General features: G+C 62.2%; 10 protein-coding genes. 6 read left to right on the top strand and 4 right to left on the bottom strand.

The features are described 5' to 3' along the window. The first annotated feature begins 188 nt into the window (after positions 1 to 188). From C1A35_RS08895 to hspQ, 3 genes are all read left to right on the top strand, one after another. A complete protein-coding gene (locus C1A35_RS08895; RefSeq protein WP_003528058.1) occupies positions 189 to 527 on the top strand; it encodes a P-II family nitrogen regulator in 339 nt (112 codons plus the stop codon). Between the two features lie 64 nt (positions 528 to 591). Next, positions 592 to 2,001: a type I glutamate--ammonia ligase gene (glnA, locus tag C1A35_RS08890; RefSeq protein WP_057255946.1), complete on the top strand. Its 1,410-nt coding sequence runs from the start codon at positions 592 to 594 to the stop codon at positions 1,999 to 2,001. Positions 2,002 to 2,283: 282 nt separating this feature from the next. Then, positions 2,284 to 2,613: a heat shock protein HspQ gene (gene hspQ, locus C1A35_RS08885; protein WP_077961281.1), complete on the top strand. Its 330-nt coding sequence runs from the start codon at positions 2,284 to 2,286 to the stop codon at positions 2,611 to 2,613. 78 nt (positions 2,614 to 2,691) lie between these two features. Here the strand turns inward: hspQ and C1A35_RS08880 are convergent, their stop codons facing one another. Then, positions 2,692 to 3,321: an invasion associated locus B family protein gene (locus tag C1A35_RS08880; protein ID WP_104663988.1), complete on the bottom strand. Its 630-nt coding sequence runs from the start codon at positions 3,319 to 3,321 to the stop codon at positions 2,692 to 2,694. Between the two features lie 272 nt (positions 3,322 to 3,593). Here C1A35_RS08880 and C1A35_RS08875 point away from each other — a divergent pair, with 272 nt between their 5' ends. Continuing rightward, positions 3,594 to 5,408, top strand: coding sequence for an extracellular solute-binding protein (locus C1A35_RS08875; RefSeq protein WP_104663987.1), 1,815 nt, complete (start codon positions 3,594 to 3,596; stop codon positions 5,406 to 5,408). Between the two features lie 88 nt (positions 5,409 to 5,496). Beyond that, positions 5,497 to 6,159 carry a DsbA family oxidoreductase gene (locus C1A35_RS08870; protein ID WP_104664352.1) on the top strand — a complete coding sequence of 221 codons (663 nt, stop codon included), beginning with the start codon at positions 5,497 to 5,499 and terminating at the stop codon, positions 6,157 to 6,159. A 78-nt stretch (positions 6,160 to 6,237) separates the two neighbouring features. On the opposite strand, the gene mfd is transcribed toward C1A35_RS08870, so the two are convergent. Together mfd and C1A35_RS08860 are read right to left on the bottom strand one after the other, a co-directional pair. Then, positions 6,238 to 9,741 carry a transcription-repair coupling factor gene (gene mfd, locus C1A35_RS08865; RefSeq protein WP_104664351.1) on the bottom strand — a complete coding sequence of 1,168 codons (3,504 nt, stop codon included), beginning with the start codon at positions 9,739 to 9,741 and terminating at the stop codon, positions 6,238 to 6,240. Positions 9,742 to 9,748: 7 nt separating this feature from the next. After that, positions 9,749 to 10,054, bottom strand: a complete 306-nt coding sequence (locus C1A35_RS08860; RefSeq protein WP_104663986.1) for an FAD assembly factor SdhE — start codon at positions 10,052 to 10,054, stop codon at positions 9,749 to 9,751. 155 nt (positions 10,055 to 10,209) lie between these two features. On the opposite strand from C1A35_RS08860, the gene recG reads away from it, so the two are divergent. Then, positions 10,210 to 12,315 (top strand): ATP-dependent DNA helicase RecG, encoded by a 2,106-nt coding sequence (recG, locus tag C1A35_RS08855; RefSeq protein ID WP_104663985.1) that lies wholly within the window; start codon positions 10,210 to 10,212, stop codon positions 12,313 to 12,315. A gap of 43 nt (positions 12,316 to 12,358) precedes the next feature. Here the strand turns inward: recG and C1A35_RS08850 are convergent, their stop codons facing one another. Beyond that, on the bottom strand, positions 12,359 to 13,060 hold the full coding sequence (locus C1A35_RS08850) for a DUF502 domain-containing protein (RefSeq protein WP_104663984.1): 702 nt from the start codon (positions 13,058 to 13,060) through the stop codon (positions 12,359 to 12,361). Positions 13,061 to 13,078 lie beyond the last annotated feature (18 nt).

Raw genomic sequence — 13,078 nt, 5'->3', positions numbered from 1 at the left:
ATCGAAAATCATAAAAAATAGGCAGATTGCATCCCGCCGAAGGCATGGAAATCCCGCATTCGGCGCGCCGGCAGCAGATTTTTTGTCGTTCTGACAGATTTTCGCAGAAAAACTGGCATGCAACGTGCATATTCAGGGCGAGCGGGCATGATCCTGCTTTCAAGGGAGAAGCGGAGAGACATTTTCTCATGAAAAAGATCGAAGCGATCATTAAGCCCTTCAAGCTCGACGAAGTGAAGGAAGCCCTTCAGGAAGTCGGGCTGCAGGGTATCACCGTCACGGAAGCCAAGGGCTTCGGGCGGCAGAAGGGTCACACGGAGCTGTATCGCGGCGCCGAATACGTGGTGGACTTCCTGCCGAAGGTTAAGGTCGAAGTCGTGCTGGCGGATGAAAACGCGGAGGCCGTTATTGAAGCGATCCGCAACGCCGCGCAAACCGGCCGCATTGGTGACGGAAAGATTTTCGTTTCCAATGTGGAAGAAGTCATCCGAATTCGCACGGGCGAAACCGGCCTCGACGCCATCTGACATCACGGGCCGTCCGGCCCGGTTCTTTTCAAACCTCGTCATCTCACACAGGGAATAACGGCAAATGACGACTGCAAGCGATATTCTGAAGCAAATCAAGGACAACGACGTCAAGTTCGTCGACCTGCGCTTTACCGACCCCAAGGGCAAGCTGCAGCACGTAACGATGGATGTGGTCTGCGTCGACGAAGACATGTTCGCCGATGGCGTCATGTTCGACGGCTCCTCGATTGGCGGCTGGAAGGCCATCAACGAGTCCGACATGGTGCTGATGCCCGATCCGGAAACAGCGCATATGGACCCGTTCTTCGCGCAGTCGACGATGGTCATCATCTGCGACATTCTCGATCCGGTTTCGGGCGAATCCTATAACCGCGACCCGCGCGGCACGGCCAAGAAGGCGGAAGCCTACCTCAAGGCATCCGGCATCGGCGACACCGTCTTCGTCGGTCCGGAAGCAGAATTCTTCGTCTTCGACGACGTCAAGTACAAGGCCGACCCGTACAACACCGGCTTCAAGCTCGACTCCTCCGAACTGCCGTCGAACGACGACACCGACTATGAGACCGGCAACCTCGGCCACCGTCCGCGCGTCAAGGGCGGCTACTTCCCGGTTCCGCCGATCGACAGCTGCCAGGACATGCGCTCTGAAATGCTGACGGTCCTGTCCGAGATGGGCGTGACGGTCGAAAAGCATCACCACGAAGTGGCAGCCGCCCAGCACGAGCTCGGCGTCAAGTTCGACGCGCTGGTTCGCAACGCCGACAAGATGCAGATCTACAAGTACGTCGTGCACCAGGTCGCCAATGCCTATGGCAAGACGGCGACCTTCATGCCGAAGCCGATCTTCGGCGACAACGGCTCGGGCATGCACGTACACCTGTCGATCTGGAAGGACGGCAAGCCGACCTTCGCAGGCGACGAATATGCCGGCCTCTCGGAGACCTGCCTCTACTTCATCGGCGGCATCATCAAGCATGCCAAGTCGCTGAACGCCTTCACCAACCCGTCGACGAACTCCTACAAGCGTCTGGTCCCGGGCTACGAAGCACCGGTTCTGCTCGCCTATTCGGCACGCAACCGCTCCGCTTCGTGCCGCATTCCGTTCGGCACCAACCCGAAGGCCAAGCGCGTCGAAGTCCGCTTCCCGGACCCGACTGCCAACCCCTACCTCGCCTTTGCAGCCATGCTGATGGCCGGCCTCGACGGCATCAAGAACAAGCTGCACCCGGGCAAGGCCATGGACAAGGACCTCTATGACCTGCCGCCGAAGGAACTGAAGAAGATCCCGACCGTCTGCGGCTCGCTGCGCGAAGCCCTGGAAAGCCTCGACAAGGACCGCAAGTACCTGACGGCCGGCGGCGTCTTCGACGACGACCAGATCGATTCCTTCATCGAACTGAAGATGCAGGAAGTCATGCGCTTCGAAATGACCCCGCACCCGGTCGAGTACGACATGTACTACTCGGTCTAAGACCGCCGGGACCGGCGGCATCGACCACCGGCTCAAACCGTGCTCAAGGCCGGCGGCTCCTCAAACACGGAGCCGCCGGCCTTTTCTTTGGCGCAGGCGAATGCGCGCCCGAGCGAGGTGCGGCACGAAACTGTCGAATTGTGTGATATTATGATGCCGACAACTTTTGCGCGTCCACGGGGGCGCGCGCGGCGAAATCGGTCAACGGAGGGCGGAAGGGAATCCCTATTGATGTTTTGGGTTCGCCAACCCAGATAATCTCCTGAAAGGATGTGTTGCGTCATGAAACAGAGAAACGCCAAATTCGAGATCGGACAGGTGGTTCGCCATCGGGTTTTCCCGTTCCGCGGCGTCATTTTCGACGTCGACCCGGAATACGCCAACACCGAGGAGTGGTGGAACGCCATTCCGCAGGAGATCCGCCCGAGCAAGGATCAGCCCTTCTATCACCTGTTCGCCGAGAACGACGACAGCGAGTATGTCGCCTATGTCTCCGAGCAGAACCTGGAATTCGACGACAGCGACCGGCCGATGCGCCACGCGCAAGTCGATGCCCTGTTCGACAAGGATGGCGTCGGTCACTACAAGCCCAAGGCGACGTTCCGCCACTAGGGCGCTTCGCTCTCGAACAAATGAAAACGCCCGGACCGCAAGGTCCGGGCGTTTCTTTATGGGTTCGCGGAGCGCCGCTTAGTTCTGCTTGGCAGCCTTCTGGGCCTCTTCAAGCTTCTTGCGCGCGTCCTCGGCCTTCTTCTGCATTTCTTCCTGCAGCAGGCGCTGACGCTCTTCGAGCTGCGACTGTTCGATCGGCTCGCCGTCGAACACACCGGTGAAGCCCGTAAGCGCCATCTTGATCGGGTTCGGAGCGCGCTGGAAGTTGACCGAGGTGAAGACGACCTCATTTCCCTTCTTCAGGCTGGCGATCAGCTGGTCGGAAAGCGGGGCTTCAGCAACGCACTTGTCGGGCATGCAGATGGCATAATCGAGCTTGACCGGCTTGCCGCCATCGATCTGCATCTGAACGCCGGTCGGGATGAGGCGCGCGGACGGTACGGAAACCTGCATGATCTTGCGGTTGACCTTGCCGGACACGGTGATGAGGCCGACAGCGGTCACGAGCTGGCCGTTATTGGCGGTCAGGAGGTTCTGAACGATGCAGACATCGTTGTCTTCCTGCTTCGTGCAGACCTTGAACCAGCCCTGCGGCGGCTTGCCGCCCGCCTGCTGTGCAGACGCAACGTTCGGAACGCCCGCAGCAGCTACCGTGAGCGCCAGCGCAACCATGCCCGAACGTTTTGTAATATTCGACTTGAAGATCATTGTGATTCCGTCTCCTGCAATCCGGTAACGGAACAGTTGTTCCGCAGGTGAGTATCGTCAGCCGCCGTTGTCCTGTTGGCCAAATAAGGCAAATGCATGACCCCGTTTCCGGAAACACCTGTTACATTGGCTCGCTTCGATTATCCAGTGTTTCCTGTCATTTTTTGACTTCGTACTGGACGGAATTTGGGCGACGGATCGGTTGGATTCATCGGTCGCCGTTGGTAACGTTCAGGGAATCGGCCTGTTGATACCCCTCACGGGAGGTGACTTTGCGTGCAATTCTTTCTGGTCTGGCCCTGATCCTGACCGCCACTTCATTCGGCACTGCTGCGGCAGCCGCTCCTGTGCATGCCATTGCCATGCACGGAGAGCCGGCGCTGCCTGCCGATTTCAAGAACTTTCCCTACGTCAATCCGGACGTGAAAAAGGGTGGAAAGATCTCCTATGGCGTCGTCGGCAGCTTCGACAACCTCAATCCCTTTATCCTGAAGAGCATGCGCACGACCGCCCGCGGCATGTGGGATCCGGAATACGGCAACCTCGTCTACGAATCGCTGATGCAGCGCTCGCGCGACGAGGCCTTCACCATGTATGGCCTGCTCGCCGAAACCGTGGAGTGGGATGACGACCGCACCTTCATCCAGTTCAACCTCAACCCGAAGGCCCGTTGGGCCGACGGGCAGCCGGTCACCGCCGAGGACGTGATCTTCACCTTCGAGCTCCTGCGCGACAAGGGGCGCGTTCCTTTCAGCAACCGCCTGGCCAAGGTGGCGAAGCTGGAGAAGGTCGGCGAGCGCAGCGTGCGCTTCACCTTCAGCGAAGACGCCGATCGCGAACTTCCGCTCCTGCTCGGCCTGTCGCCGGTGCTGCCGAAACACGCCATTGACCTTGCGACCTTCGATCAGACCACGCTGAAGCTGCCGCTCGGCTCCGGCCCCTATCGCGTCGCCGAAGTGAAACCCGGCGAGCGCATCGTCTACAAGCGAAATCCGGACTACTGGGCGAAGGACCTGCCGTCGAAGGTCGGCCAGGACAATTACGACGAGATCTCCGTCGAATACTTCCTCCAGGAAAACTCGCTGTTCGAAGCCTTCAAGAAGGGCGAAATCGACATCTACCCCGAGGGTAGCGCGACAAAGTGGGCACGCGGCTACGACTTCCCCGCTGTTCGCACCGGCGACGTCGTCAAGGAAACCTTCACGCCGAAGACCCCCTCCGGCATGCTCGGCATCGTCTTCAATACCCGCAGGCCAATGTTCGACAACCTCAAGCTCCGGCAAGGCCTGGCGCTGGTCTTCGACTTCGAATGGGTCAACAAGAACCTCTTCGACAGCGCCTATACGCGCACCCAGAGCTACTGGCAGAACTCGACCTTGAGCTTTCTCGGCGCAGCGGCCGACGACCGCGAACTCGGCCTGATCGGCGACGCGCGCGATCGAATCAACCCGGCGATCCTCGACGGCACCTATCGCCTGCCGGTCACCGACGCGTCCGGGCGCGACCGCAATGTGCTGCGTGTTGCCGTTTCGCTGATGCGCGAGGCCGGATACCAGATCAAGGACGGCAAGATGGTCGACCCACAGGGCAAGCCGCTCGCCTTCGAGATCATGAGCCAGAACGCCGGCCAGGAAAAGATCGCGCTCGCCTACCAGCGTTTTCTCGCACCTCTCGGCATCCAGGCGGCGGTGCGCACCGTCGACGATTCGCAGTACCAGCAACGCAGCCAGTCCTTCGATTACGACGTGATCATCAAGTCCTTCCCCTCGACGCTGTCACCCGGCGTCGAACAGGTCGGGCGCTGGACCTCGCAAGCGCGCGACCGGCAGGGAAGCGACAACTTCGCCGGCGTCGCCGACAAGGATGTCGACCGGATGGTCAACAACATCCTGCAGGCCCGCACGAGCGAGGACTTCATGGCGGCGGTGCGCGCGCACGACCGGCTGCTCGTCAACAATTCCTATCTGGTGCCGCTCTATCACCTCGACGCCCAGTGGGTGGCGCGGCGCAAGCACATCGGCCGGCCCGATACCATGCCGCTCTACGGCTACCAGCTTCCGACCTGGTGGGATCAAAACGCGCAATAGAGGGTTGGTTCCCTTTTGGTAACGCATTGAAAGCCGGATGAAACCGGCTTATCTCGCCTTCAACCGAACAAGGAAAGGCGCCCACACCATGCAAACCGTCAGCATCGATATCGTCTCGGACGTCGTGTGCCCCTGGTGTTATCTCGGCAGGGCACGGCTCGACCAGGCGATTGCCAACGTTCCGGACGTGCTCGTCACGGTCAATTGGCGCCCCTACCAGCTCAATCCCGACCTGCCGCCCGAAGGGATCGATCACAAGCGGCATCTTGCAGAGAAGCTCGGCGGCCAGGAGGCCGTCGACCGCGCCCATGACATGTTGCGCGAACTCGGCAATGCCGACGGCATCGCCTTCGATTTCGATGCGGTGAAGATCAGCCCGAACACGCTCGACGCTCACCGGCTCGTGCGCTGGGCGGCGACGAATGGCGAGCAGGCGCAGTCGGCCGTCGTCGGCCTCCTGTTCAAGGCCAACTTCGAAGAAGGCCGCAATGTCGGCGATCACGCGGTCCTGCTCGATATCGCCGAGCAGGCCGGGCTCGATCGTCCCGTCATTGCGGCGCTGCTTAGCTCCGACGCCGACAAGGACGCGGTGAAGGAGGAGGTCGGCATGGCCCGCGAGATGGGCGTGACCGGCGTTCCCTGCTTCATCCTCGAAGGACAATATGCCGTGATGGGCGCGCAATCCGTCGACGTATTGACGAACGCGCTGTGCGAAATCGCTCAGATGAAGGCAAGCGGCGAGCCGAACTGATCGCGCGGCGATCCGAAACAGACGTCTTTCGACAAACCTTGGCCGTCCCGCCGCGTCACGCAACAGGACGGCCATTCGCTATTTTGCCAGGCCGGCGAGCTGCGTCATCACCATCGCCGCGCCGGACAGGCGCTTTTCCGGGGTCGCCAGCTCGCGCTGGAAGAAGATGCTCTGGTCGGGCCGGATCTTCGAAAGCGTACCCTGCTTGGCGATGTAACCCACAAGTGCCGCAGGGTTCGGGAATTCCTTGTTGCGGAACTGGACGACGACGCCCTTCGGCCCGGCATCGAGCTTCTCGACATTCGCGGTGCGGCAGAGCGACTTGATGTAGACGATCTTCAAGAGATGCTGGACCTCGATCGGCAGCGGACCGAAACGATCGATCATCTCGGCGCCGAAGCCGTCGATCTCCTTCAGGTCCGTCAGCTCGCCGAGACGGCGATAGAGACCGAGCCTCAGATGCAGATCCGGTACGTAGTGTTCCGGGATCATGACCGGTGTTCCGACCGAAATCTGCGGCGACCAGCCGGTGTCGTGGATTTCTTCCTCGCCCTTGAGTTCGGCGACCGCCTCCTCGAGCATCTGCTGGTACAGCTCGAAGCCGACCTCCTTGATATGGCCCGACTGTTCCTCCCCGAGCAGGTTGCCGGCACCGCGGATATCGAGGTCGTGGCTTGCGAGCTGGAAGCCGGCACCGAGCGTGTCGAGCGACTGCAGCACCTTCAACCGGCGCTCGGCCATGCCCGTCAGCGTCTTGTTGACCGGCAGCGTGAACAGCGCGAAGGCGCGCACCTTCGAGCGACCGACGCGGCCGCGAAGCTGATAGAGCTGGGCAAGACCGAACATGTCGGCGCGGTGCACGATCAGCGTGTTGGCCGTCGGCACGTCGAGGCCGGATTCGACGATCGTCGTCGACAGCAGCACGTCATAACGCCCGTCATAGAAGGCGTTCATGATGTCTTCGAGCTCGGTTGCCGGCATCTGGCCGTGGGCGACGGCCACTTTCAACTCCGGAACGTCCGACTTCAGGAAATCATGGATTTCCGACAGGTCGCTCAGGCGCGGGCAGACATAGAAGCTCTGGCCGCCGCGATAGTGCTCGCGCATCAGCGTTTCGCGGATCACCAGCGCGTCGAAGGGCGAGATGAAGGTACGCACCGCCATGCGGTCGACCGGCGGTGTCGTGATCAACGACAGTTCGCGAACGCCGGTCAGGGCAAGCTGCAGCGTGCGCGGGATCGGCGTTGCCGAAAGCGTCAACACGTGCACGTCGGACTTCAGCTCCTTCAGTCGCTCCTTGTGCTTGACGCCGAAGTGCTGCTCTTCGTCGATGATCAAGAGGCCGAGATTGGCAAAGTTGACCGACGTGCCGAGCAGCGCATGGGTGCCGACGACGACATCTGTCTTGCCATCGGCCACTTCCTTTTTCGTCAGCGCCAGTTCCTTGGAACCGACGAGGCGCGACGCCTGCTGGATGCGGATCGGCAATCCACGGAACCGTTCGGAAAAGGTCTTGAAATGCTGGCGGGCAAGCAGCGTTGTCGGCACGACGACTGCGACCTGTACGCCGTTCATGGCAGCGATAAAGGCGGCACGAAGGGCCACTTCGGTCTTGCCGAAGCCGACGTCGCCGCAGACGAGCCGGTCCATCGGTCGGCCGCTGCCGAGATCTTCCCGCACGGCCTCGATCGAGTTCAGCTGGTCCTCGGTCTCGTCATAGGGGAAGCGGGCGGCAAACTCGTCATAGACGCCGTCCTGTGCGGCAAGCACCGGCGCGCGGCGCGTATGGCGTTCGGCGGCGATGCGAATGAGGCCGCCGGCCATATCGAGCAGCCGCTTCTTGAGCTTGGCCTTGCGCGCCTGCCAGGCAACGCCGCCGAGCTTGTCAAGGATCGCATCGGTGCCTTCCGAGCCGTAGCGCGACAGAAGCTCGATGTTTTCGACCGGTAGAAACAGTTTGGCATCGTCGGCATAGACGAGTTCGAGGCAATCATGCGGTGCGCCGACCGCTTCGATCGTGCGCAGCCCGACGAAACGGCCGATGCCGTGTTCGGCATGCACGACATAGCTGCCCTCATCGAGACCGGCCACTTCGGCGATGAAGTCGGCACCGCGCTTGCGCCGCTTCGAGCGGCGGACCATGCGGTCGCCCAGGATATCCTGTTCGCCGATGACGACGAGGTCGCCCGTCTCGAAGCCGGCTTCGATGCTGAGCACGGCTGATGCCGCCTCGCCCGGCTTCAGCGACTTGATCTCGGCAAGCGCCTTGATCGGCTTGACGTTGCCGAGACCGTGTTCGGCGAGAACCTGGAGCAGGCGATCGAGCGATCCTTCGCTCCAGCCTGAAATCACCACCTTGGCGCCCTTCGAGCGGCGCTCGGCGATGTACTTGACCGCCTGATCGAAGACGTTGACGCGTTCGTTTTCGGCTTCGCCCTCACCCGCCGACTTCGCCCAACGCATGCCCTGGCGCGCATCGACCGAGATGACCTGGCGGGCTTCACCCTCGTGCTCGTTGAAAGGCGACAGGCGAATGGCGTCGCGCGAACTCAAGCCGGCGTTGAAACCCTGCGCGCTCAGATAGAGCAGTTCCGGCGGTACCGGCTTGTAGGGCGTGCCCTGGGTGGCCTGCGCCTTGCCCGGGGACGCCGATGCCAGGCGGGCGTCGTAGTAGTCGAGAATGAGCTTCGAGCGTTCGGCCGCGGCTTCACGCGCCAGATGATCGGTGACGATGCGGAAGCCGTCGAGATAGTCGAAGACCGTCTCCAGCCCGTCGTAGAACAGGGGCAGCCAGTGCTCCATGCCGGCATAGCGCCTGCCCTCAGACACCGCCTGATAGAGCGCGTCGTCGCGGGTCGTCGCGCCGAACAGGGACAGATACTGCTTGCGGAAGTGGCTGATCGTCTCGGGCGTCAGCGACACCTCGCTCATCGGATTGAGATCGAGGGAGCGCACCTGGCCGGTGGTGCGCTGGCTTGCAGGGTCGAAGGAGCGGATGGTTTCGAGCGTATCGCCGAAGAAGTCCAAGCGCAGCGGCTCGCCGCTTCCAGGCACGAAGACATCGAGGATGCCACCGCGCACCGCGTATTCGCCGACCTCGCGCACGGTCGCGACGCGCTCGAAGCCGTTGCGCTCCAGCCGCATCGCGATATCGTCCATGCGCACCTGGTTGCCTGGGCGAGCCGAAAACGCCAGGCTCTGGATCACGTCCTGCGGCGAGATCTTCTGGAGGGCGGCGTTGACAGTTACTAACACGATCGCCGCATGCGGCTTCTTCTTGTGCGCAATCAAGGCGCTCAGCGCCGCCAGCCGCCGTGCCGATGTGTCGGCGCTCGGCGAGACGCGGTCATAGGGAAGGCAGTCCCAGCCGGGAAGCGTCAGCACCGGAATGTCGGGCGCGACGAAGGAGAGGACTTGCTCCAGATCGGCGATCCGCTGGCCATCCGAAAGAATATAGGCGACCGGTTGGCCGGCGCGGGCGAGCTCAGCAAGGATCAGCGCCTCGGCCCCGGAGGGCACCGGCCCGATCGTCATCTCTCGCTGTGCTTCGACAATCTTCTTCGGATCAAGGCCAGCCAGCATCATCGGTCTATTTCATCCCTTCGGGAAGCTTGTCGAAATCCGGACGATAGGCAGCGATGCGTTGAAACATCTGAGTCTGATAGCGAGCCGGCACCGGCTGTTCGCCGATGATCCACTTGACGAGGTCGTTGTCTTCCTCGCCCATGATCGTCTCGAGTTCATCGAGTTGTGCTTCAGAAAGCGTCGAGAGCTCAGCCTCTGCAAATTGCCCGAGGATCAGATCCATTTCGCGGATGCCGCGATGCCAGGCGCGAAACAGGATCCGCCGTCGACGCGGATCGAGATCGGCGCTGGTGCGAGAGATACCGGTCATGGGAAATTCCTTCCTGCCGCCCGCGATGACGCCTGCACGCTCGGACGAACGCGCGAGGCCTTTGGGGTACGGTTTGTCGTCAACGGCTCTATAAACTCTGAATAGCCGATTGTCAGCCTTGCCAAAGCCCGAATTATCATCGCAATTTCATCACCATGCGCCCCGCCCTGCTAGATCCGCTCTTCTCCCCGCTCGACACGCTTCCAGGCATCGGCCCGAAGATCGGCGAACTCTATGCCCGTCTGCTCGGTCGCGAGACGATCGAAGACTGCCGCGTCGTCGACCTCGTCTTCCACGCTCCGCATTCGCTGATCGACCGGCGCCAGCAGCCAGGTATCGCCCACGCGCCGCAAGGGGTCATCGTCACGATCACCGGCCGGGTCGATCGCCACCAGCCGCCGCCGCGCGGCAAGCCTAACCTGCCCTATCGCGTCTTCCTGCATGACGAGACCGGCGAACTGGCGCTCACCTACTTCCGCGTCAAGGGAAACTGGCTGGAAAAATCGCTGCCGGTCGACGAAACGGTGATCGTCAGCGGCAAGGTCGACTGGTTCAACGGCCGCCCGTCCATGGTTCACCCGGACTATGCGGTCCGGGCAAGCGAAGCGGAAAACCTGCCGTTGGTCGAGCCGGTCTACGGGCTGACGGCGGGCCTGTCGCCGCGGATACTACGCAAGTCGATCGAAGCGGCCGTCGCCCGTGTGCCTGACATGCCCGAATGGATGGACGACGCACTGCAGACACGACAGGGTTTCGGCACCGCGGCCGAAAGTTTCCGGGCACTCCATGATCCCCGCGACGCGACGGACCTGGACCCGCAGGCACCCGCCCGCCGCCGCCTTGCCTATGACGAGTTTCTCGCCGGACAACTGTCGCTGGCCCTTGTGCGCCAGCGGCTGCGCAAGGTCGCAGGGGTGCCGGTGCATGCAACCGGCGTGCTTTCCCGTCCGGTCATAAACGCCCTTCCCTTTTCGTTGACAGCCAGCCAGTCGGCGGCGATCGCCGACATCCTGAAGGACATGTCCGGCACCGAGCGCATGCTCCGGCTGCTGCAGGGCGACGTCGGCTCGGGCAAGACGATGGTGGCGCTGATGGCGATGCTGGCAGCCGTCGAATCGGGCGGACAGGCCGTGCTGATGGCGCCGACAGAAATCCTCGCCCGGCAGCACCATGCGACGCTCGCAAGGATGGCCGCACCCGCCGGCATCGTCATCGACGTCCTGACCGGCCGCACCAAGGGCAAGGAGCGCGACGCCATGCTCGAGCGCATCGCCTCCGGCGAGACGCGGATGGTGATCGGCACGCATGCGCTTTTCCAGGATACGGTGAGCTACAAGGAATTGACGCTGGCGGTGGTCGACGAACAGCATCGCTTCGGCGTCCACCAGCGGCTGCGCCTGACCGCCAAGGGCATCTCACCGCACATGCTGGTCATGACGGCAACGCCGATCCCGCGCACGCTGGTGCTTGCCGCCTTCGGCGACATGGATGTTTCGAAGCTCACGGAAAAGCCCGCCGGGCGCAAGCCGATCCAGACGGTGACGATCCCGACGGAACGCGTTGACGACATCGTCGATCGGTTGGACGCGGCATTGCGCGAGGGCAAGAAGGCTTACTGGATCTGCCCGCTCGTCGAGGAATCGGAAGCCGTCGACGTCATGTCGGCCGAAGAAAGATACGAGGGCCTCTCCAAGCGCTTCGGCAACAATGTCGGCCTCGTCCACGGCCGCATGAACGGAGCGGAGAAGGACGCGGTGATGCTCGCCTTCAAGAACGGCGAGCTCCGCCTGCTGGTCGCGACAACAGTCGTGGAAGTGGGCGTCGACGTGCCCGACGCCACGATCATGGTGATCGAACACGCGGAGCGCTTCGGGCTTGCACAGTTGCACCAGTTGCGCGGTCGCGTCGGCCGTGGCGACGAGGCTTCCACCTGCATCCTGCTCTACAAGGGGCCGCTCGGCGAAACCGGGCGTGCGCGGCTCTCGATCCTGCGCGACAGCGAGGACGGCTTTCTGATCGCCGAGGAGGACCTGAAGCTGCGCGGTGAAGGCGAGTTGCTCGGTACCCGCCAGTCGGGAACCCCGGGCTTCAGCATCGCGAGCCTCGAAGCCCACGGCGATCTGCTCGAAATCGCGCGCAAGGACGCCGCCTACGTGATCGAGCGCGATCCGGATCTCACCTCGGAGCGCGGCGAAGCGCTCCGCACGTTGCTCTATCTGTACCGGCGCGACGAGGCGATCCGCTTCCTGCGCGCCGGGTGATCTCCCGCCACCCTGCGAAGGCGACGGTCACGGCGGCCCGGTATCAAGATACGGGAATCTCAGTCTTCTGCTGACCGATCTTCAAGGGTGCGTTGGCGAGCGGCTTTTGATCGGGTGTCACGAGGCCGCCCGAAATCAGCAGCTTTGCCGCGTCCTCCGCGCTCATCTCGAGCGGGATGATCTTGTCGCGCGGGATGAACAGCAGGAATCCCGCCGTCGGGATCGGGGTCGGCGGCAGGAAGACCGCCACCATGTCCATGCCACGCTCGTTGAACTTCGAGGCGATCTCGCCTTTCACATCCGTTGCGATGAACACCAGCGACCAGATGCCCGGGCTCGGATACTCGATCAGCCCGGCCTTCTTGAAGGAGGAGGACTGCTCCTGCAGCACGGTCTGGAAAATCTGCTTGGTGGACTTGTAGATCGTGCGGACGAGCGGCGTGCGATTGAGGAGCGACTCGGCAAAGTTCACGATTGACCGACCGACGAGGTTTGCGGTCATGAAGCCGACGAAGGTGATCACGAAAATCGCGATGAGCAGACCGAAGCCGGGAATGGCGACGGGCGAATAGGTGTCCGGGTTATAGAAGTTCGGCAGATAGGGCTTCACCCATCCGTCGGCCCAGTCGATGAAGGTGCGCACGAGCCAGACGGTGATCGCCACCGGCGCACAGATGATCAGGCCCGTCAGGAAATAATTGCGCAGCCGCGTCGCGATATAGCCGCGTTTCGAATGTTCCGTCATGCTTCTTCCGTCTCAACC

Source organism: Ensifer adhaerens, assembly GCF_002940685.1.
In the GTDB taxonomy this organism is placed as follows: Bacteria; Pseudomonadota; Alphaproteobacteria; order Rhizobiales; family Rhizobiaceae; genus Ensifer; species Ensifer adhaerens_E.
Note: the sequence above shows the minus strand (reverse complement) of the source record. Positions and strands in the feature narration are given on the sequence as shown.